Origin of the sequence: Glaciecola siphonariae (assembly GCF_042652645.1) — a bacterium.
Lineage (GTDB): Bacteria > Pseudomonadota > Gammaproteobacteria > Enterobacterales > Alteromonadaceae > Glaciecola > Glaciecola siphonariae.
The window spans coordinates 17,437-39,702 of sequence record NZ_JBHSGU010000025.1 but is presented as its reverse complement, the minus strand read 5'-3'; the positions used below and the strand labels follow the sequence as shown (position 1 = coordinate 39,702).

The 22,266-nt window shown below is 44.9% G+C and carries 16 protein-coding genes and 1 other annotated feature; of the genes, 10 read left to right on the top strand and 6 right to left on the bottom strand.

All coding sequences use genetic code 11. The features are described from left to right. From ACFO4O_RS16585 to ACFO4O_RS16570, 4 genes are all read right to left on the bottom strand, one after another. The coding region (locus ACFO4O_RS16585; RefSeq protein ID WP_382410560.1) for an RHS repeat-associated core domain-containing protein at positions 1 to 8,857 on the bottom strand (8,857 nt) is incomplete at its 3' end. A gap of 19 nt (positions 8,858 to 8,876) precedes the next feature. Continuing rightward, the gene (locus ACFO4O_RS16580) at positions 8,877 to 9,377 is read right to left on the bottom strand and encodes a hypothetical protein (protein WP_382410558.1); all 501 of its coding nucleotides are present in this window, start codon (positions 9,375 to 9,377) and stop codon (positions 8,877 to 8,879) included. Positions 9,378 to 9,571: 194 nt separating this feature from the next. Beyond that, positions 9,572 to 10,066 (bottom strand): hypothetical protein, encoded by a 495-nt coding sequence (locus tag ACFO4O_RS16575; protein ID WP_382410556.1) that lies wholly within the window; start codon positions 10,064 to 10,066, stop codon positions 9,572 to 9,574. Positions 10,067 to 10,078: 12 nt separating this feature from the next. Beyond that, on the bottom strand, positions 10,079 to 10,309 hold the full coding sequence (locus ACFO4O_RS16570; protein ID WP_382410554.1) for a hypothetical protein: 231 nt from the start codon (positions 10,307 to 10,309) through the stop codon (positions 10,079 to 10,081). 313 nt (positions 10,310 to 10,622) lie between these two features. Next, positions 10,623 to 10,743 (top strand) — a sequence feature (His leader region). Between the two features lie 80 nt (positions 10,744 to 10,823). Between ACFO4O_RS16570 and hisG the strand changes: the two genes are divergently transcribed. The 10 genes from hisG (at position 10,824) to ACFO4O_RS16520 (ending at position 20,123) form a co-directional block, all read left to right on the top strand. Beyond that, positions 10,824 to 11,723, top strand: a complete 900-nt coding sequence (hisG, locus tag ACFO4O_RS16565) for an ATP phosphoribosyltransferase (RefSeq protein ID WP_382410552.1) — start codon at positions 10,824 to 10,826, stop codon at positions 11,721 to 11,723. A 3-nt stretch (positions 11,724 to 11,726) separates the two neighbouring features. Next, positions 11,727 to 13,079, top strand: coding sequence for a histidinol dehydrogenase (gene hisD / locus ACFO4O_RS16560; RefSeq protein WP_382410550.1), 1,353 nt, complete (start codon positions 11,727 to 11,729; stop codon positions 13,077 to 13,079). Further along, positions 13,072 to 14,187: a histidinol-phosphate transaminase gene (hisC, locus tag ACFO4O_RS16555; protein WP_382410548.1), complete on the top strand. Its 1,116-nt coding sequence runs from the start codon at positions 13,072 to 13,074 to the stop codon at positions 14,185 to 14,187. Before hisD ends, hisC begins: the two co-directional genes overlap by 8 nt. Further along, the gene (hisB, locus tag ACFO4O_RS16550) at positions 14,184 to 15,254 is read left to right on the top strand and encodes a bifunctional histidinol-phosphatase/imidazoleglycerol-phosphate dehydratase HisB (RefSeq protein ID WP_382410546.1); all 1,071 of its coding nucleotides are present in this window, start codon (positions 14,184 to 14,186) and stop codon (positions 15,252 to 15,254) included. The genes hisC and hisB overlap by 4 nt, the downstream gene beginning before the upstream one ends. Positions 15,255 to 15,256: 2 nt before the next feature. Continuing rightward, a complete protein-coding gene (gene hisH / locus ACFO4O_RS16545; protein ID WP_382410544.1) occupies positions 15,257 to 15,871 on the top strand; it encodes an imidazole glycerol phosphate synthase subunit HisH in 615 nt (204 codons plus the stop codon). A 14-nt stretch (positions 15,872 to 15,885) separates the two neighbouring features. Then, positions 15,886 to 16,623: a 1-(5-phosphoribosyl)-5-[(5-phosphoribosylamino)methylideneamino]imidazole-4-carboxamide isomerase gene (gene hisA, locus ACFO4O_RS16540; RefSeq protein WP_382410542.1), complete on the top strand. Its 738-nt coding sequence runs from the start codon at positions 15,886 to 15,888 to the stop codon at positions 16,621 to 16,623. Beyond that, positions 16,605 to 17,390 carry an imidazole glycerol phosphate synthase subunit HisF gene (hisF, locus tag ACFO4O_RS16535; protein WP_382410540.1) on the top strand — a complete coding sequence of 262 codons (786 nt, stop codon included), beginning with the start codon at positions 16,605 to 16,607 and terminating at the stop codon, positions 17,388 to 17,390. Before hisA ends, hisF begins: the two co-directional genes overlap by 19 nt. A 164-nt stretch (positions 17,391 to 17,554) precedes the next feature. Continuing rightward, positions 17,555 to 18,175 (top strand): bifunctional phosphoribosyl-AMP cyclohydrolase/phosphoribosyl-ATP diphosphatase HisIE, encoded by a 621-nt coding sequence (gene hisIE / locus ACFO4O_RS16530; RefSeq protein WP_382410538.1) that lies wholly within the window; start codon positions 17,555 to 17,557, stop codon positions 18,173 to 18,175. Positions 18,176 to 18,324: 149 nt separating this feature from the next. Next, positions 18,325 to 18,771, top strand: a complete 447-nt coding sequence (locus tag ACFO4O_RS16525) for an Hsp20 family protein (RefSeq protein ID WP_382410573.1) — start codon at positions 18,325 to 18,327, stop codon at positions 18,769 to 18,771. 368 nt (positions 18,772 to 19,139) lie between these two features. Further along, positions 19,140 to 20,123 (top strand): aldose epimerase family protein, encoded by a 984-nt coding sequence (locus ACFO4O_RS16520; protein ID WP_382410536.1) that lies wholly within the window; start codon positions 19,140 to 19,142, stop codon positions 20,121 to 20,123. Positions 20,124 to 20,147: 24 nt separating this feature from the next. On the opposite strand, the gene ACFO4O_RS16515 is transcribed toward ACFO4O_RS16520, so the two are convergent. After that, complete coding sequence (locus ACFO4O_RS16515) at positions 20,148 to 21,035, bottom strand: glycosyltransferase family protein (protein WP_382410534.1); 888 nt, start codon at positions 21,033 to 21,035, stop codon at positions 20,148 to 20,150. Continuing rightward, on the bottom strand, positions 21,032 to 22,234 hold the full coding sequence (locus ACFO4O_RS16510; protein ID WP_382410532.1) for a glycosyltransferase family 2 protein: 1,203 nt from the start codon (positions 22,232 to 22,234) through the stop codon (positions 21,032 to 21,034). Before ACFO4O_RS16510 ends, ACFO4O_RS16515 begins: the two co-directional genes overlap by 4 nt. Positions 22,235 to 22,266 lie beyond the last annotated feature (32 nt).

The following is a 22,266-nucleotide window of genomic DNA, read 5'->3' as shown; positions in this document are numbered from 1 at the left end:
CAACCTTCTTAGTTTTTACTTCGTCCACTTCCGCCTCTACAGTGTAACCAGTCGGATCAGTAAAACTAAGCGGATTATTGAGCACATAGGAATAGGGATTAATGCCTTGACTGCCAGTACCTTGAATGAAGGGATCAACGCTTAAAAACCGGCCAATGTTATAATCGTAGATGCGCCCATTCATATGAATGAGCTCAACCTCATCCAAATGCTCGTGGTCGGTAAAACCTCGGCGCGTAGCCATGTCGTCATCAGTGCTGGCAAGTCTTGCTCCGAGTCCATCTAACGACGACCAATCCCCACCTTTAGGCTTACCAAAGGGGTCAAAATGTCGACGAGCAGTCACTTGTCCATTGTGGTCGGTAAAAGTTGCCGCGGAGCCCAAGCGGTCTTTATGAGTAAAACGTATGCTGCGTTTTGCACTGCTCTCGCGCAATATGGCCACATCTGATATATAGCTTATTTGCGTGCTTAGCCCTTCGCTTATTTCTACCTCGTACAATTTGTCGATGTAATGCGTAGTTACCGACTTACCCTCTACCACTCTTACTTGTTTGTAGCGCATGGCATCGGCGCCATAATAAACGTCTACGCGTGAACCCAAACGCTCTATTCTAGTGGGCTTGTTAAAGCTGTTAAACCACACCTCTTGAATATTATTGCGCTTGGTTTGGTTACCTTTGTTGTCGTAATCAAAGCTAACTGTACCACCATTTTTTAAGCTTACCTGCTTTAAGCGATTGTTGTTCGCAAAGTAGCGATACGCATTATCGCTATCTACAGAGTAATCTGACTTAGCCAGTAAATTGCCCACTTCATCATAGCGGTAATTAATGGCTAATGACGTACCCGCCGCTGTGGTGCTTGAGCGTGTTAAACGCTGCAAAGCGTCGTAGGTGAAGTTGTCTTTTGAGGCCGGACCAAATGCACGATTTTCTTGTTGGCGCAAGTTTCCATAACTGTCATAGTCGGTGTATTGTAATTCATGCAGGTCATCACCAACTGTTGCACTAACCTTTGACCAAAGCATCTGCCCGGTGCGTGAACTATAGCGATATTCCCCGCGCAACTGCTGATTACTGATCCGCGCGCCGCTAATATTACCCCACTTGTCTTGGTCTGTGATTTCACGATACACGTAGCCCGATGCAGCGTTCATTTCATGGGTCAAATAACCATAACGATTATACTGATACGCTAAAGTAAGACCGTTCGGATATGTTAGAGATTTTACACGTCCAAAGCCTGCATCGTAGGCCATTTCAGTGCGATAATCGTTCCCGTTAATACGTGTGGTGGTATCGGTAAGTCGCGCTAGGTGGTCGTAATCGTAATGCTTACTAAACTCACCGCCCAAGGTTTCTGAGCATAATAATCCTTTACCGCAGCCATCAAAATTAAAAATAGCCGTTTGAGCATCGCTCTCACGCTTATATACGCGCCCTAGGGCATCATAGCTATATAAAATGAGATCATCGTTTGCGTCTCGTTCTTCAATTACGTCACCAAAATCATTGTACTGATAATGCGTTACTCCTTGATTAGGGTCTTCTACTCTAAGTTTACGACCTAACTCATCGTAAATCGCATAAATGTTATGCCCCTGAGCATCCTGCACAACCGTAGGTGCACCGCCGGCGCCATAGCTGTATCGTGTATAGTACCCTTCAGCATCTTTTGTAAACAACAATTGTTCATTAAAGCCATAGCGCCGCTCCATAAACAGGTTGCCTGCACCCGATGATGCATCTGGCGCATTCACCGTTATTGATGTGGTAAGGCCATCGTGCGCATAGCTTGTAAATAAGTTTTCTGAGGCACTATCAGTGGCAGGGGTTTCTTTGGTAAGCGCTCTGTCGAGCACATCATAACTGTAAGTGGTATAAATTGGCGAGCCCGTGTACGGTGCCGATTGTTTGATAGCTCTGCCTAAAGCATCAAATACCGTTTTTGTATACACCCAGTCACCCTCAAAATTTTGCGAGGCGCTGGCAATGGTTCGCCCTAATGCATCAATGTATTCTTTTGATGAAGGCGCACCTGCCTGCGTATTCGTTACTACCATTCGAACATGCGAGCTGGGCGGCTGCGACTCAGGTTTAGTATAGTCAATGAATACTGTTTTGCTGCCTGGCGTACTCATACTAATCGGGCGACCGAAGTCATCATAGGTATTCTCTACCGTTATCCCAAATGGATCTGTTTGACTAAGTGGCGTACCGAAATGAGGAAGTGTTGTGGTAGTAGTTACATGACGCTTACCATTCGGGTCAGCTGTCATTTCGAAAGCAAAGTAACCATCAGCAGCAGCAATGCTGCCATTTTTTGAGTAGCTAATTGCAACGCTGCGCTGCTCTTGCTTCCCATTTACAATATCACCCTCTTCGCTTTGTAACGTAGGCAAACCATAGCTGTTATATTTTACGCTAGTTACAGAGCACGCTTGTGAGCTCGAGGCACATTGGCTGGTAGTTTTTGATGACTTACCCGGTGCAACAATCGTAAGCGAGGGTTTGCGAACTTCGCTGTCCCATGTCAGCTTTGTGGTGATGTTTTGCAATAGAGCAGAAGAGTCTGACGAAAGTGGTCGAGGTACGGCGCTACCTAAACTCGCTTTTTTGGTAACCGTACTTTCACTCAATTTATTCGGCCAGTTATTGTCAAAGGTATGGCTAGGCAAAAATGTGAGTGCTTCGGTAATTGTATAGTCAATAGCCTCACTCGTATCATCCAAAATTTCGGTGGTAGTCACTTTACGCACAACGTTGCCATAAGCATCAATCCCATCCGATGGATTAATACTTACTGTCACTTCTTTAACACGGGCATCACCGTCATTTACTTTATAGGTAGTTTGCTTCGATTCTGCGTTAAAAATTTGATAAGCGATTTGACTATCTATTCCTAAAGTATTCAACCGCCAATCATTTACGGTGCGCGACAATCTGCCTTTGTAAGTTCCAACCTGCGACACAGTTTGTTCTGCAATTAGGCTACTAAACGGAAACTTCTGCTTAAATAACGTTTGTGTCTGAGTGCCTCGTGTCACATTCTCTGAGGTAATCGTTTCAAATCCTCTAAAGCCACGTCCTTGCGTATTGAACATCGCGTTACCATAACGATATCTTGTAAGGTTTTTACCTCCAATCCCATTTGACGCTGTAAATTCTGATACCACATACATGCTGGAGGCAAAGAGATGGTGTGCATCATCTACTATGGAGCTGAAGTCTGCGCTATAAAAGTCATCATAAGGGTTAGCAGAAAGTGGCCGTAGTTGCCATTCATACTCAAGGCCAAATCCATTATTAATCGACTTAATTATGTCGGTTGCCATATAATCATCAGGAGAAGGTTGACTGTTAAGCGCGGAGCCGTAATTACGATTGAACATTATCGTATCTAAATTGCCATTTAGCACCGATGGTGCACCCGCTTTAATCGATTCTAAGTAACAACCTGAAGTAGGACAGCCAAAGGCGAATACTAAATCCGACAAGCCTTTTCCTAATCCATCAATAACAAATGCGTTGTTAGCGCTTGCTATTAAATTGGTTTCATTAGGCGATATAAAAGATGCGCTATAACCATTGACCATATCACCACTGAACGTGATTGCTTGGTATCGATAGATGTTTGCATCAAAACGTGTTTCTGGATAGTTCTCTACTTCAAAACCACCAACGTATGAAATGTCTGGTTCTCTTAGTTGATGGCCACACTTTTTGACATTTACAGGATTACCAGCACCGTTTACTTTCTTATATTCGCGGCAAAAAGAGGCTACGATGTCTTTTTTGTCGTAACTAGGAAGGATTAGCTCCATTCTGCCATCACCGTTAATATCCATTTGCTTAAATGCTTCAATAAACCTAGGCGAACTAGCATAATCTGGCTCAAGCGGATCTGTTCCCGGAATATATGAAGCGATTGCTTGCAGCGAGATACCGGTATCAAAAGCATCAGAAAAAGTCGCATCGCCTAAATTGATGCGCGCATATAGTTTTGTGCTCCCCCCTTCTATCCAGCCAATCCAGTCATTATAACCGTCTCCGTTTATATCGATTAACATCGTGAATTCGTATAATTTTTGGCTTTGTACAGACGCATCAATACGCTGAGTAAGCACATTTCCATTTTTAGCTTGCGAGATGAGAAGAATATCTTTCAACACGGGCCGAGACATTTGAGGAAGTTGATGCGAAATTGCCACATCGATAAAGCCGTTTCCATCCATATCACCGGCGATATTAAAGGACTCGCGAGTATCTATTTTTGTTAATAACACGGGCAAACTGCTATACGGATTGCTCGGGTTGGTACTATGTATATATAGATTTAAATCTCCCGAGGCAGAGCACGGGCCACCTTTACCACCGCCACAATTTATATTATGGACTACTATATCGGGCCAACCGTCTCCATTAAAATCAGAAATTGTTTCGATGGAATCGTATTGCTCAATGACCACAGAGGTGCTTATTCTCTTGGCTAGTGAACTTAGGCTAATATTTATGAAGCCATTTTCGACTGCCCACGAGTCGCTTAGCCCATCCAAGTCAAAATCACCGTCGTGGCAAACGGGTTGGAAAGTGATGGGGTTATTGTCACAATTTTGCAATTCAGTAAAATTGGCTCCCTCCGAATCTCCATCGGCATTCACGAAATATGAAGGCCAATCACGGCTGCCATTTCCATCAACATCCCCTCTGGGGAGAAGGCGAGTTAAATCGGGAACGTAAGTGTCAACAGGGATTAGTGGTTCTCCACTATTTGTTGTTAGTAGCTCTGTCTGATACAACTGCTGTGCATCATGCCAATCAACTGACGTGACTGCTTTACAAGTGGTCAGAGCACCATTACATTCATGGATACTGCTTAACAGATCGCGCCGACTGGAATTACTACCGCCGCTTTGGTAGTCAAATTCATATTTTTTTACTGCACTAGATTTGTAATAAGTATCGATGGACTTCAAGCGCTTAGTGCTTGAGGTAAACCCACCGTAAACTGAGGATGAGCTCGTATAATCTCTATTTTCATAAACAAATGAGACTTTTCGGTCGCCTTTAGAGGAGCCTGTTCCCGTATAAAAAATATCTGTTAAAAGTAACTCAGCAGATGCTTGATCATTTAGATATTGATATTCAATGACATTGTTTCCCGTGGCATCAGTCGCACTAGTAATATGCCAACTAAGAGGCGATGTAACGCCAACGGGGACCAGTTTGCTGGTCTTATTAGTACCATATTTTTCAATATGTCCATTCGGTAAACTAACCTCAAATGCGCTGTTTTGAGAATCTATGCTGCCCCCAACTTGCCTTACGATTGAAAGTGAATCTATTTCGGTTTTATACTCTGCATTTACACTTCCGTAAGTTCCGCTGAGTAGCATAAGTCGTTGACCGTTATAGCAAAGCTTATCGGTACTCGCTTCAAACTTTATTCCAGATTTATAACCATCTTGAGCGAAGGTAGCCGCACATCGGGTGATGCTTCCTCCTGCTGAGACTGACCAACCGACACCGAGTAGGCCGTTTCCGCTTCGGCTTGAATAATTCACTGATATTTGAGGCTGCGCACCATTTCTCCCAGGCGGTATTTGAATAGGAACACTGTACGACGCAGCACCACCGCTCACGCCCGCATTTCCCTGAATCGCCCCATAAACAGTTGCCTCTGTTGGACGTACGTTTCCAACATTTGGACTGTCAGCGGTTTCCCCGCCCTTTTCAGACCATGTTGTACTTGTTAATGAGTACGTAAACTCACTAACAAATACCTCTGACTCAATACCGTCTACTCTTTGCACTTTTGCTGAAAGCGTATGAGCACCACCTAACTGTATCCCGAAATCATAGCTAAATGGTGTTTCTGTTACGGTGACAAACTCAGCATCGTTAAGTGAATACAACACGGCCGAAATCTGTTCTTCTTCGAGATTTGTGGTGGCCTCAGCAATTAACGGTTGTGATACTGATAGTACTGAACCGTTGTTAGGTTTAAGAGAGAGAATCTCCGGTATCGTTACATCGAGAATATTCACGTCAATTGTGTCTTTTAACGTTATACCCTCTGCAAATGTAGCCGTCACTTCAAAGCTTAAGACAGTGTCTTTAGGAACTTCTGGCGCATCAAAAAAAGCAGTTGCAGTATTGATGTCTTCGAGCGAGACGAGAATTTCACCCTGTTTTTGCGACCAAGTAACAGAATCTAAACTAGCACTGTTGGCAGAAATATCTGCAGTCAAATACACAATGCCACTAGCTTCTTCAACTGTTTGCTCGGCATTTACTAAAAGTGTGGGATCTTCAAACACTTCTTTATCTAATACAGTGACAAGCATGGATTCTCTTAGTACCTGCCCGTTCACAAATTTTGCTTCCGCCTCAAAAGCTAACGTAGTGTCAGCGTCAACAGCGGGGATTGAAAAAGAGGCGCTTCGCTTTGTACTATCGGTGATTGCTACAGACAAACCCGATGTTTGCCTCCAAGTAAAGCTAGTAAGAGAGGTATCGTTTTCAACTACTTGAGCCTTCAAACCCAAAATTCCGCTACTTTCCTCAACAGTCTGGTCTGCGCCTACTGTCATCGTGGCCGGCTTTAAGTTAGTAATATTTACAGAAACTGTTGCGGAAGCTTGCCCACCCAAAGCATCTTCAATAGTGTATGAAAAACTTGATGAAGTATCTGAGGAAATGTTGGATGGGGCGGTATATGTGCATGTTTGACTGTCACAGTTGGCCGAACCTTTGCTAGGCTTGGTGTTACTGACTACATTAATAGAGTGGCCATCTAAGTCAGAGTCGTTGTCGGTAACCGCAATATCAATACTGCCGCCTTCCACCACATCTCCGCTATCATTCAAGGCTTGAGGCGGATTGTTATAAATATTTGTGCAGTCTTCGTCCCCAAGTTCCCCAGGAACATCGTTTCCGTTTATGCCGCGTGCTCGAAAACACTGGCGACTCACTTTGTCGAATGCTGACACGGTGACGGTATCGGAAAATGAAGAAGCATAAAACACATCATTTAGATAAATTTCATATTTAACAGCATGCGCCACAGGCGACACAACTACGTCAAATGCTTGTCCGACCGCTACAGCTGCCGGTGCCATTACCGTTACCTCAGCAGGCTTGGGATAAACAAAATTTACGCTAACTGGATCAGAATACTTGGTGCATCGGTTACCCGGATTGCAAGTGCGTACACTGAACTTATATATGCCATTTTCTGAACCTAAAATGCTCAGATTTTCTCCCTTTGTGGAATTGGTGAATTCACTTCCGTCGGGCCGAGTGACTTTTACATCGCTTTCATAGCCCGGAACTAAGCCTTGCGCCTTATTCCATGACAAGGTCACATTCTGCCCTATCTCGCGTTTGCTATGGCTTGCTTTGATTGTTGGAACGGTCCAAGGCTCTCTGTAAACAAACATTCTACGCACTGCGCCATACGTAGAGCATTGGTCATTTACATTACAAGCAGCATATCTATATTCAATAGTTATTGAATTGTTTGATTTACGCTCGACTGAACCAAATTCGCTCAACTCTCCACCGATGGATACCCACTGTCCTCCAGAGAAAGGACCGCGACGTTCTTGCAGCAAGTAGTAACTGGCGTTTTCTACAGAGCCGATCCACACCGTGTAGTTTGAACCTACTGGATGGTAATTACCCCCGCCAATACTCGGCGCGTCACTAGGTACTTCCGGCGCAACAATCGGAGGCTCCTCAAAACAGTTTGAGGTAAATCGTACCTGTTCCGCCCCTGCTGCACTATCAACTTCTGGCGCTTTTACAGGAACACATAAATCAGCAGTTTCATATGCCGGTCTTTCATTGAATTCAGTGAGAGATTGTATCTCAGGATTTTTGAGAGGCTCAACACACGTAGATGTATAAGACTGATCAACGATATTATAAAATTCATGTTCACAGATATTATTTTCATCAATACCAAAGGGCGAACCGTCAACATCAAAACCGGCACTTACGTTGGTGGTTTTAACTAAGTCTTTGATGCCATCATCATTTGCATCTAACCACGTCAGATGTGCCTCAACATTCAACCAATCTGTAGAGGCACTACCCGATTCTATGAGCAAAGGCTCAAATGCAACGGATGAGCGGCTCTCAGCACCTTTGACTTTTATTAGGTAGTGGTTTGCGTCATATTTCGATTCTGCAAAAATTTCATTGCTGTCATCATTGTCTACGTCAATTAGAGAATATTCATACCGTTTTGCATCAGTCCATACCTCTTCTATACTCAAAATCTGTGTAACTGAGCTTGTTTCAGCTTCATCACCAATTAGATGCCATCTACCGTTTTCAGATGTAGCGACAAAAAGTGCGCCGGGGAGGTTCGGAGAATGGATATCAATAATATTGGAGGCCGCGTTGATCTCTTCCGTCCAGATTTGTCCTTCGGTAGAGACCGTAAATATTTCGGTAAAAAGTTGACTACCGGCAGTGTGTAAGGAAAGTCGTAAAGTAGAATCATCTAAGTTGAGCAAAATCGCATCGTTTACACCGTTTCTATTGAAGTCTCCAAATATAACTTTAGTGTTCGATGCAGACCAAGCTTTCCCGTCAAGGGTTGACGGTAATTCGGAAGCGGCAGTATCAAGAAAATGAAATTGACCGTTAAGTTCACTTGCAATTATGAACACAGACGGTTTTTCGTCTTGCCTACTATGCAAAAATAGGTCATCAATCCCGTCAGCATTCAGGTCAATAAACGTGGGTTGGTAATCATCGCTAGACCAACTAAAAGGGGCAGCAGCATTTGTGTGTAGGCTAAACAGCGCCAATGCGCACAACGAAACGAAGGCGAGAGTTCTCATAGATTTTCCTTAATCTTAACTACTTTGTTTCAATAATTGTATTAACGCCAATTGGCAAAGTGACAGTACTGGGACGGCTACAAATATTTTCGTCTTGCGCTTGCTCACCACTGTAAATAAGTTCAACAGCCTCGTTGCGTTCTTTTGCTCGTTTTAGGATTAAAAAATCTTCAGCAAACTGAGCTTGCCCTGAAGATGTGACTGCAAACCAACCTTTGCCTTCTAACTGCGCGTACAGTATTTCGTTGACCTCGTACAAACTTACAATACGAGCGGGAGGACATACCTTTTGAGGTGGCGGGGTTTTCGGTGGATTGTAAGGTTCACCCGGCAGGGTCGGTTTTTTGGGTGGTTTTCCCGGTTGTCCAGGTCTGTCTATTACAATTAAGCAAGCGGCTGTATTTGCCTTTCCGTCTACAACCTCGACACAATCGGTTGAGCCTGACTCTTCTTCCTGTGAGTGTGTAAATGGGGCTGCGGTAAGCACAGCTAAAACGATCAAATTTCGTGATAAAGACATCAACATTACATTCCTTTGCATTTGTTTCTTTTTATTGGTAACAGCCTCTACAATAAAAATCAAGCAAATAAGGCACTTCGAAATTTTCGATATCTTTATTTACATCAAATCTTTTTGATGCGAATGAAGTAACACGCGAATCTGGAGCTTGTGCAATGCACCCTGATGCTCAAAATCCTTTTTTAAACAGCGTACTATTGACCAGTGCGTTTTTTTTCAATAATCAAATCAGCGTAGCTTCTTAGCTTTTCTTTATGCCGAAGCTGCGCAAACGGGTCGTTCGGCTCGCTCTCATCATGCGCTGTTGTTGCGTCACCCTTTCCAGCTTGTTTAGGGTTTTGAGCGGTTTGAGGTTTAGCTTTACTGCCGCCTTTTTTGCTGTTTTTCCATTCGATAATTCGCTGTAGCGCTGAGTTTTTATCCTCTTTTACATCTTTACGCTGCTTTCGCTTATTGGCAAAGTGATTAGCGGCAAAAAAGATACAGATAGCGATTACCCACACCAACCATTTAACGGCAAACGACCACCCTACGGCTACATTGCTAGTGGTTTGTGCGTAGGCCAAATAATCTTGGTGAATTTGACCTACCAAAAACACGCACACAATCAACGCAATCAGGCTCACCAATAAAAACTTGTACTTGCGCCAAAGCAGCCCCGATAAAACAATATTAATGAGTTTATTCATAGTATGTGCTGCTTATCCAAAAATATTAAAGCCAAGTACAGCCAACACCGCAAGCAGTCCTTTCTCTTTAATTGCAGAGTACAACTTGCCCTCTTCTTCTTGCACAATGACTTCTAATTCTTCAGAAGCAAAATCCTCTGGTTTTTTCTGCATGAGCACAATGCGTGTTTTCGCGCGCTCAATCGCTTTGTCGCGTATCGCACCTTTAATTTTTTTATTCAAACTCGAAAATGGGTTTTTCACATATACCTCTGATAAAACATGGGTGTACAGCGTTGAACACGCCATTGTTCTGATAGTTGCTCACATAGCAGCCTACGTGTTTAAAGTGCAAGTAGAGTACAATTTCACACCGCGATGCAGCGCACAGCGCCCTCACATTCTAATAGATATATGGCTAGATATGAAAAATACAAACAAGCGCATAAGAATCGTGTCGCCTGCAAGAGCATGAGAGTTATAAGATATTCGTTGTATGCTATTGATAATAGGCGGCGCTTTATATAATATCCATGCATCAAATTTTGAAGACGCATATGACAAATACAAATTTCATTCATCATCATCATAACAACACATAACCTTTCAGGTATGTGCTTGGAAGGGCGTATTCCTTCCAAAATGGCAAATGAAGAAATTTGAAGCCCTCGGAAGGAAACTTTCGGGGGTTTTTACTTTTCACCCCGCGGCGCCCTTCAAGCAATATTGAATAGATGATTGAATCACCTAGACGGCAGTATCAATTAAAGGATGACACATGAGCGACAACACTCGACTACGCATAGCAGTACAAAAATCAGGACGCTTAAGCGACGACAGCATTGCAGTGCTAAAAGCAATTGGCATTAAATTACAAATCCGCGACCGCTTACTCATTGCTCATTCTACTAATCAGGCAATAGACCTACTCAGAGTGCGAGATGATGATATTCCTGGCTTGGTCATGGACGGCGTGGTCGATTTGGGCTTTATTGGTGAAAACGAGCTTGAAGAAAAAATGCTTGAGCGCAAAGCCGCAAATAAAAAGCATGAATACAAAACCCTGCGCCGACTCGACTACGGTGGCTGTCGTTTGTCTATTGCCGTTCCCAATGAAATGCAATACGACTCAGTGGCCTCTCTTGAAGGCAAAAAAGTCGCCACCACCTATCCTTTTCTGTTAGAGCGATTTTTCGCAGAGCAAGGCGTAAACGCACAGGCGGTTATGCTTACCGGTTCGGTTGAAGTTGCTCCTCGCGCAGGTGTAGCCGACGCCATTTGTGATTTGGTCTCTACAGGCGCGACTTTAGAAGCAAACGGCTTAAGAGAAAAAGACGTCGTGTTCAAATCAAAAGCGGTGTTAATCCAAAAGGCCAAGGCGCTCAGTGAAGAAAAGCAAGCCCTTGTTAGCCGCCTACTTCCGCGCATAGATGGCGTTATTCAGGCCAAAGAGAGCAAATATATAATGCTGCATGCGCCAAAAGCCTATTTAGAACAAGTTAAGAGCCTGCTGCCGGGGGCAGAAAACCCCACTGTGTTGCCATTGTCGGGCCATGACGATCGCGTAGCGGTGCATGTGGTCAGTTCAGAAACCCTGTTTTGGGAAACAATGGAAAAGCTAAAAGCACTTGGCTGTAGCTCTATTTTAGTGATGCCAATTGAGAAAATGATGGGGTAATGCATGAGTATTGGTGATGTCATAAAGTGGAAAGAACTCGACGAGGCGCAACGTGCTAAGGCATTGTCTCGACCGGCTTTAAAAGACGAAAAGTTACTCAAAGATACGGTTAGCGCAATTATCCAGCGAGTAAAAACCGAGAAAGACGCGGCGGTGTTGAGCTATACCAAAGAGTTTGATTCAGCGACGCTTAGCGATTTGCGCTTACCATTGGAGCAAATTGCTCAGGCGCAAACACTGATTAGCCCCGCGGTAAAATCAGCCATTGATTTAGCCTACAACAACATTCGTACGTTTCATGAAGCGCAGTATCCAAGCGATATATCAATAGAAACTCAACCTGGCGTATTATGCGAGCAGCGACATACGGCATTAGCAAGCGTAGGCCTGTATATTCCAGGAGGCAGTGCTCCCTTGCCGTCGACCGTTCTTATGCTCGGCGTATGTGCCCAAGTTGCCGGCTGCGCTCTACCAATTATTTGCACCCCGCCCTCGCCTACAGGCAATGTTGCACCTGAAATTTTATATGCAGCAAGTAAATGCGGCATTGAGCACGTTTACTTATGCGGCGGCGCTCAAGCCATCGCTGCAATGGCATTTGGTACTGAAACCATCCCCAAAGTCGACAAAATATTTGGCCCAGGCAACAGTTTTGTGACCGAAGCTAAGCAGCAGGTTAGTCAGCGCGCAGATGGCGCTGCCATAGATATGCCAGCAGGCCCTTCAGAGGTATTAGTGCTTGGCGACGCGAACGCAAATCCTGCGTTTGTAGCCAGTGACTTACTCTCTCAAGCGGAACATGGTCCAGACTCGCAAGCTGTGTTGGTAAGCGACAGTGAGGCGCTTATAAAAGCAACGCAGCAACAGGTATTGCACCAGCTTGCTTTGCTCTCACGTAAACAAATTGCCCAACAGTCAATTGCCAATAGTCGTTTTATTTTATGTGAAAACATGGAACAAGCGATTGAAGCAACGAATGCTTATGCAGCAGAGCATTTAATTGTACAAACAGATAACGCGCGAGACTTACTGCCTCGCCTACAACATGCAGGCAGTATATTTTTGGGGGCCTATTCGCCAGAGTCTGCGGGCGATTATGCAAGCGGTACTAACCATGTGCTGCCTACCTACGGCTATGCCCGAAACTATTCAAGCCTTGGACTGCTAGATTTTATGCGTCGCTTTACGGTGCAAGAGCTCAGTGCTGAGGGCCTACAAACCATTGGCCAAGCCATTATGGATTTAGCCGATGCAGAAGGGCTAGATGCGCACAAACAAGCCGTAGCCCTACGTTTAACAGAGCTCAAACAAGACGGCAGCGTGCAACAAGCTATGAAGGATGCAAGCAATGGCTGAGTGGATTACATCTATCACCAACCAACATGTGCGCGAACTAAGCCCTTATGAATCGGCACGGCGCTTGTTTTCAGCAGATGAAAACAACAGTGGACAGATATGGTTAAACGCCAACGAAGCACCGATGAGCGAAGATTTCAGTGTAAACAGCGCGCTTTTTAACCGTTATCCCGACTGTCAACCTCAAGAGGTCATTAGCAGCTATGCGCGCTATGCGGGAATAAGCTCAGGGCAAGTGATTGCTACGCGAGGCGCTGACGAAGGCATTGAACTTATCATCAGAGCTTTTTGCGAACCGGGTAAAAGCAGCGTATTGATATGCCCACCTACCTACGGCATGTACGCGATAAGCGCACAAACCTTTAATGTTGGGGTGCATAAAGCGCCGTTGACGGATGATTTCAGCCTCAATCTAGACGCGATGGGCGAATATGTAGATAAGGTGAACGTTGTATTTTTGTGTTCGCCAAACAATCCAACCGGCACGCGCATAGAGGCTGAGCAAATTGTTGCTGTGCTCAACATGTTCAAAGACAAAGCACTCGTGGTACTAGACGAGGCGTATATAGAGTTTGACGCTGACGCAACACAAAGTGCGCTTTTGAGCACCTATAACAATCTTGTTATTTTACGCACCTTATCCAAAGCCCACGCACTTGCCGGCATACGCTGCGGCTTTGTGCTCAGCAACACTCAAGTATGCCAAACCTTAATGAAAGTCATCGCGCCCTACCCTGTGCCGGCGCCAGTAGCGCAAGTTGCTGCTCAGGCACTCAACGCTGAGGGCATTGCCGTTATGTATGCTCGCGTAAAAACCTTGCAGCAAGGCATCGATACCATCGTTAAGCGCTTGAGTCAGATAGACCAACTTACTTTATGCGGCGACACCAAAGCGAATTTCGTGCTTTTTAAAACACCGTATAAAAATAAGCTAATGGCTTTTTTAGTGAGTAAGGGCGTGATTATTAGAGACCAAAGCAAGCAGCATAACCTAGACAACTGCTTGCGTATTACCGTGGGTAGCGAGCAAGAGAACGACATTTTGCTGTCACTAATTCAAGGCTTTTTTCAAGAGCAAGCCATATCATCAACAAAGGAACCCTCATGAGTCAGCAGGCTATTTTATTTATCGACCGTGACGGCACGCTTGTACAAGAGCCGCCGGTAGACAAGCAGCTCGACAGTTTAGAAAAGCTTGTATTTGAACCTAATGTGATTCCTGCGCTGCTCAGCTTACAGCAAGCGGGCTTTCGTTTAGTGATGGTGTCTAATCAAGACGGGCTTGGTACTGACAGTTTTCCGCAGGCCGATTTTGACGCGCCGCACAATGCTATGATGTCGGTGTTCTCCAGTCAGGGCATTAAATTTGACGATGTGCTGATATGCCCGCATTTTGAAGAAGACAAATGCAGTTGCCGCAAACCAAACTTAGGCTTGGTTAAAGAATACCTGCAGCAAAATCGCGTGGACTTTGCCCGCTCGTACGTCATTGGGGATCGTATTACCGACGTGCAGCTAGCTGAAAATATGGGTATTCATGCCATACAATACGACCCAAGCACTTTAAGCTGGAATGCGATTGTTAAACAGCTTACCACCGCCCCTCGTATTGCGTCGGTAAGACGTAAAACGTCTGAGACCGATATTTTGGTTGAAGTGAATCTAGACAGCTTAGATAAATCTGACATTAGCACCGGTATTGGCTTTTTTGACCATATGCTTGACCAAATTGCCACCCACGGCGGCTTTTACCTAAACCTGCAGGTAAGCGGTGACCTGCACATTGATGATCATCATAGTGTTGAAGATACCGCCCTGGCCTTAGGTGAGGCGCTCAAAAGCGCACTAGGCAATAAGCGTGGCATTGGCCGCTTTGGCTTTGCTTTGCCAATGGACGAATGCCGAGCTGAATGCATCATGGATATCTCAAATCGTCCTCACCTACAGTTTAATGCTGAGTTTACTCGCGAATCGGTGGGCGAGATGGCCACCGAAATGGTGCCGCACTTTTTTTACTCCATTGCTCAGGCAATGGGCTTGTCGCTACATCTTTCTACCACAGAAGGTAATGCTCACCATCAAGTAGAAAGCTTATTTAAGGTATTTGGCAGAGCGCTGCGCCAAGCGATCAGCAAACAGGGTGACGCGATGCCTAGCACTAAAGGAAGTTTGTAGCGATGCCGCAAAAGCAAATCACGATAATTAACACCGGATGCGCAAATATATCGTCAGTTCGTTTTGCCTTTGAGCGACTCGGCGTTAACGTTTTGGTAACTGACAACACCGAGAAAATTGCTGCGGCCGAGCGCCTTGTTTTACCCGGAGTAGGCAGCGCGCCGGCTGCAATGAACAGCATCAAAGCGAAAGGCTTGCTTAGCTGTATTCAAGCATTAGAGCAGCCGGTATTAGGCGTATGTTTAGGCATGCAAATCATGGTGGAACGTTCGCAAGAAAACGACTTGGGCAACGTTGCCGCAACCGAATGCTTAAATCTTATTCCTGGCGAAGTAAAACGTATGCACGCCCAAGGCCTGCGAATTCCTCATATGGGCTGGAACGAGGTTAGCAGCCTAAGTGACAATGCTTTGTTCGCCGGTATTCCCAATGGTACTCATTTTTATTTTGTGCACAGCTTTGCAGTTAATCCTTATGCACACACCTTAGCGACGTGTAGCTATGGCGATGAATTTTCAGCCGCTATTCATAAAGATAATTTTTACGGCGTGCAGTTTCATCCAGAGCGAAGCAGTGATGCTGGCGCACAGCTTTTAACTAACTTTTTAAATTTATAGGGCACGTTTTACCCATGATTATTCCCGCTATCGATTTAATAGACGGAAAAGTAGTGCGCTTATATCAAGGCGACTACGATAAAACCACCGAATACCAACTAGACCCTATACAGGTAGTGAAAACCTACGCCAAGGCAGGCGCAGAGATTTTGCATATTGTTGATTTAACCGGCGCCAAAGACACCAACAAACGCCAACTTAGCCTTATCAAAAGTATGGTGGCGACGGGGCTTATGCGATTTCAAAGCGGCGGCGGCGTGCGCACCGAACAAGACGTACAAGATTTATTAGATGCGGGCATAGAGCGCGTTGTAATAGGCTCTAAAGCTGTATCAGACCGAAAGCAAGTCGCTACTTGGTTTGAGCGTTATGGCGGCGAACATATTGTGTTAGCGCTCGACATCAACATTGATGAGCAGGGAAATAAATTTGTTGCGACGCATGGATGGCAAAAGGACTCAGGTGTGAGCATCGAAGAATTGTTGGGATTTTATGCCCAATATGGACTTACACACGTTTTGTGCACCGACATAAGCCGAGACGGCACGCTAACAGGCGCAAATGAGTCTTTATATGCACAGCTTGTCGCACAATATCCGAACATTCAATGGCAAGCTTCAGGCGGCATTGGCACTCTACAAGATATCAAAAACCTGATCCCCACCAAGGTACAGGGCGTGATTCTCGGTAGAGCCTTATTGGAAGGCAAGTTTACGCTAGAGGAGGCTATCGCATGCTGGCAAAACGCATAATCCCTTGTTTAGACGTAAGAGACGGCGTAGTGGTAAAAGGCGTCAAATTCCGTAACCATGAAATCATTGGTGACATTGTGCCGCTGGCACAAAAATACGCGCAAGCCGGTGCAGATGAGTTGGTGTTTTACGATATTACCGCGTCGAGCGACAGTCGCGTAGTGGATAAAAGCTGGGTGAGCAAAATTGCGCAGGTTATTGATATTCCATTTTGCGTAGCCGGCGGCATCAAAACCGTTGCTGATGCAGGCATGATCCTGGAAATGGGCGCAGATAAAATATCTGTCAACTCGCCAGCTCTGGCCGACCCAAAGCTCATTACCGACCTTTATAACACCTTTGGCCAGCAGTGCGTAGTCGTGGGTATCGACAGCTTCTACAACGAAGAATCTGGCACCTATGAAGTCTACCAATTCACTGGCGACGAAACACGTACACAAAAAACCCAGTGGCAAACTCGTAACTGGGTAGACGAAGTTCAAAACCGCGGTGCAGGCGAAATCGTGCTCAATTGCATGAACCAAGATGGCGTGCGTCAAGGTTATGATATTGAGCAGCTCTCACATATTCGCGCCGCATGTAAGGTGCCGCTTATTGCGTCGGGAGGCGCGGGTGAGATGCAGCATTTTGCTGACGTATTCGAACAAGCCGATGTTGATGGTGCGTTAGCGGCATCGGTGTTTCATAAAGCTGTTATTGAAATACCTGATTTGAAAGCATTTTTACGTACGCAGGGTATTCCCATGCGAGCAAATACACGAGCGTAACTTGCGCGAAGGCTGCCTTTATCTATGCTATGTACCTTCATGAGCTGTGCAATGATGTCTCTACTTGTTAAGACATTTTGTTGGATATCTGGTAGCATCTGCGCCACATTACGACAGCGCTTTGCCTTTCGCAAACCGCATCTTGCCTGAAAGTAATAAAAAATATGAAATTGACACCAAATAATCTATCGTCTCTTGCTTGGGATAAAAGTGACGGGCTCATACCGTGTATTGTACAAGATGCACGTTCTGCGCAAGTGCTAATGCAGGGCTATATGAATCAAGCCGCCCTAGCACATACGCTGGAGACCAAACAAGTTACGTTTTTTAGCCGCTCCAAGCAGCGCCTCTGGACGAAAGGTGAAACTTCGGGTAACACGCTCGACTTAATTGACATCAGCGCCGACTGCGACGCCGACAGCATTTTAGTCCTCGCACATGCAAACGGTCCAACTTGCCACACCGGCAGTACCTCTTGTTGGTCGCACTCAGATGTAAGTGATTTTAGCTTTTTAGCCGAACTTGAGAACGTACTGGCATCGCGAAAAGGAGCGGACGTAGATTCGAGCTATACCGCCTCTTTGTATCAAAAAGGCATCAAACGCATTGCGCAAAAGGTCGGCGAAGAAGGCGTAGAAACAGCTTTAGCTGCCACGGTAGCCGATTTAGATGAATTAAAAAATGAGTCGGCGGACTTAATGTATCATCTCATCGTTTTATTGCAGGCTAGCGGCTTATCTTTGTCTGATACAATTAACGTTTTAAAACAAAGACATAGAAAATAATTAGAATATTTTTTAAAAAATATCCTTGAAAAGATAAAGTTAATTCCTATTTACATGTTGTCGGCGCCGAAAGGGTCGACAAGAAACGCCGCCGAATTATCGGGGCAAACATTTAATTAAACATATTGCTTAATAGGAAGAATATGACTATGCGTACTATTGATCTATCTCCACTTTACCGTTCATTCATTGGTTCAGACCACTTAGCATCTATGATTGATGCTGCTACTCGTCACGAAAAACAAACAAGCTATCCCCCGTACAACATCGAACTGATAGCTGACGATAAATATCGAATTACTATGGCGATTGCTGGTTTCGCAAAAGATGAAGTCACCATCGAAGTGCAAGAAAACACCTTGAAAGTGACCGGCGCTAAGCCAAGCGCAGAGCAGAGCGAAACTGAGCGCAAGTTCTTGCACAAAGGTATTTCAGAACGAAACTTCGAGCGTAAGTTTCAACTTGGAGACAATGTGAAGGTATTGGCCGCTGACTTAGAGCACGGGCTGCTGCACATTGACCTCGAGCGAAAAATACCCGAAGCGCAAAAACCAAAGCGCATTGAAATTGGCAGTAACTTAATCGAAAACAGCTAATGCAGAACAGGGCCAAGCCCGTTAGCAAAAGCTATAAACATTCATTCCCTATCAAAAGCGCCCCTTATCGGGCGCTTTTTTTGTTGGCGATGCTCTTATCAAGTGTTGTCGAAGACTTGCAGCAACTTGGCTTACAGGGAGGCTGGATTTGAAAAACGCTGTGAACCCATCCATGGGCGCTCGGCGAAATCATCCATGATTTCGACGTTTTCAAATCCAGCCTCCCTGTAAACCAAGAGATTTGCATTAGCTATGGTTACACAACACTTGATAAGAGCATCGCCTTTTATTTAAACACTGTGATGCAATCGGCCAAAAAGCATCGTACTATTTGTGGTAATTATCTTAAGTTTACTAGTGGAGCATTAATGCCTCCTTTCACTCGAGTTACCTTAACTAATCGCCACAGTATGCAGGTTGAGTTGGCGAGTTTTGGCGCACGCATTGTTTCAATTAGAATGCCAAATAAATCAGGGGCGGTTAAAGAGCTTACGTTTAGCGACCACGCTAACCAAGACATACTAAATGATGCCGCTTTTAAAGGCGCGACTTGCGGGCGTATCGCTAACCGCATTGGCAACGCGCAGTTTGCGCTAGAGGGCGTGCAGTATAAGCTTACAGCCAATGAAGGAGAAAACATCCTGCATAGCGGGAAACACGGGTTTTCACAGCGCAATTGGCGCTTAAGCGCCAAACGGAAATCATTTCATTCTGATACGGCTATTTTTAGCTTGGACTCTTCTCACCTAGAACAAGGCTTTCCGGGCAATGTACAAGCCTCTGTGATTTATAGACTTGATAACAACAATGCACTTAATATCGAATTTATTGCTAATAGCGATAGGCTAACGCCTATTAACATGTGTAATCACACTTATTTTACGATGAGTGAGTCGGATATAAGCGAGCTCGACTTACATGTTAACGCGTCAACCTTCATGCAAATTAATCCCGATGGGATCCCCACCGGTATTGTTGGCAAAAGCAGTGAACTTATAGACTTTCAGAAACCGCAACGTTTAGGAGATGTTTTGTCACTGCACGAAATTGACCATTGCTACATACTCAATAAATCGCAACAAAGCCTGCTAAGCAACAAACCGAATACGGCCCCAATTGAGCTAGCAGCGCAACTATCGTCACGTCGGCATAAGTTGCGCCTAGATATATTTACCAATCAGCCAGCCATGCAAGTCTATACCGGCAAGCACCTTTCTCCACGCAATAGAGCAGTCGCACTTGAGGCTCAAGGCTACATCGACGCAGTAAATCAGCGTAATTTTAGTGCTGACTTTGCGTCTGAAAAAGCCCCCTACCGCCGTAAACTCGTTTATCGTTTTACTGCGCTTTAGTGCTTGTGACACATACACATGCTGTTAAACAAAGTGCTGAGCCAGCCTAACCGCTGCATACTCGGTGGTATGTGTGCTTGTGAGGCTTAATTGATGCAACACCTGCGCTCGGCGTAACTGAGGTGCTTGCAAGTACTGTAAGATGAGCTTTTCAAGTGATTCAGGTGTCTCGAAGCACACACCAGCGTATGCTTCACGCGCATCTTTATTGTTGTCTGAAATGACAAATGCGCCGGCCCTCACAAAATCGACATACTTATGACTCACCGCGCCCATTTCGCTCATTGTCTGATGGTGGTCGATTAGACAAATTTTACTGCCGCGAGCCAGCATTGGAATTTCTTCGTAAGGTAGGCTGCGTGCTACAAAATAGTTATTTGCCCGAGGGTCCCCAGGATAACTATCCCAATTAGGGCCAAATAAATGAAACTTTAATTGGTGTTTCTCCACAATTGGTACAATCGCCTCTACAATCGGCCTTACTCGTGGCGTACCAATAAACGAGATATCGCAGGCATAGCGCGGCTTGGTCTTCGCGCTTGGAGATAATGATGAAAAAGGCGCTAATACCTCAATTTTTTCTAAATTATCGTCGCTTATAGAGCCTTTAAACTTATTTTGTAGGTAGCGCTTTACCGGCTCACTGCACACAAATATTTTAGAAAAGGCATCTAAAGATTGCAGCTTCTCTGCATGACTGTAGATTAAGGCGATATTATTGGCTTGCGTGTCAAACTTTCCCACTTCCGGATAAAACTGAAGCTGCGGCGCCCCTAAAAAGTATATTCTGTTATGCGCAGCGGCTTTTGATGTAAACCCCAAAGCCAATAAAGCACGTTTTAAATTCACAAATAGTCGATAGTCGTACCATAGCTCGTTTTTATGCGGTGAGGCGATACAAAAATCGGTCAAGTCAACTCTCCGTCTGCTACTAGTTTTTCATAGCGGGCAATGCGCTTTTGAATCAACGGGCCTTGCGGACGAAGCTCTCTAGCACGTTTCCAAATGATGTAGCCCATGTGCAAATCGCTCTCGTCGACTTTTTTTGCAATATCAATGACGGTCTGCACACTCTCTTGTTCACGTAAAAATCGAGAAGACGCAATAGTGTCAAACACAAGCTTACGCTCATCTTCAGTACAGCCTCTAAAAATACGCGCTAGATCATGAAAGTTTTTGGCTTTTATATTGGCTACAGCATCTAAAGCCTTTTGGTAGCGCGCCTCTACAAACTCGCGAGCAATACTCAATAGGCTTTTTAGCTCCGCGCTTTGTAAAAATCCATCTAATGCCTGTCTATATTGCGCGTAATTGTCTTCGTTCAATGGATAAGACACTTCTCTACCCATAACGTAATTATAGCCACCACGATTGAGCTTTAACTGCATCTCATCAGAGGGCCGTCCGCGGTGAAGTAAAGACACATATTCTTTAGGCGAGCGAAACAAGCGGTGTATTATCATCACCGGGCGCATGTGTTGTAGTTCTTTTGCAATGCCCTCTTCTACCCTCTCGTCGCGCTTAACGGTATCGCCATCCATTAGAATGTGCTTACTCCCATTATCGAGCTCGGGCATGTGATAACCAATTTTTGTGATTGGGGCACCCACTTTAACGAGGGTTTTCACTAAGGGATTTATTTTACCTAATATATCTTGGCGCAGGGGCTGAAAAGGAGCATCGCTGCCATAGTCATTAATCCACTGAAAAGATATAGCATCTGCTTTTGGATATTTTGCAATAACGCTTTGTACCTGCGTTGCCATACTCTTGGGCGTCCAAAACTCATCGATGTCTAAAAATAATACGTAGTCGGCATCATCGGCCTCAAGGGTATCTGCATACGCTTTCGAGTAAATAATATATTGCAGATTATGTTGCGCACCAGCCGGACAGTAATCTATCCAATCTGCACTTTTACAACTAATACCCGAAAACTTGCTACTCAAATACTTAAGCATATCCTGTGAGTTGTCTGTTGTGCGATTCACATAAACTTCAATTAAGTCAAAGCCCATTCGCTTGTGATGGAATATCCATTCAGGTAAATATGCGGCTTCATCTTTTGCGATGGCAACAAGTTTCACTCTAGGCTGCACTATCTCGTTCATACTAAGTATTCCACGCTGTCAGCAGACGTGCG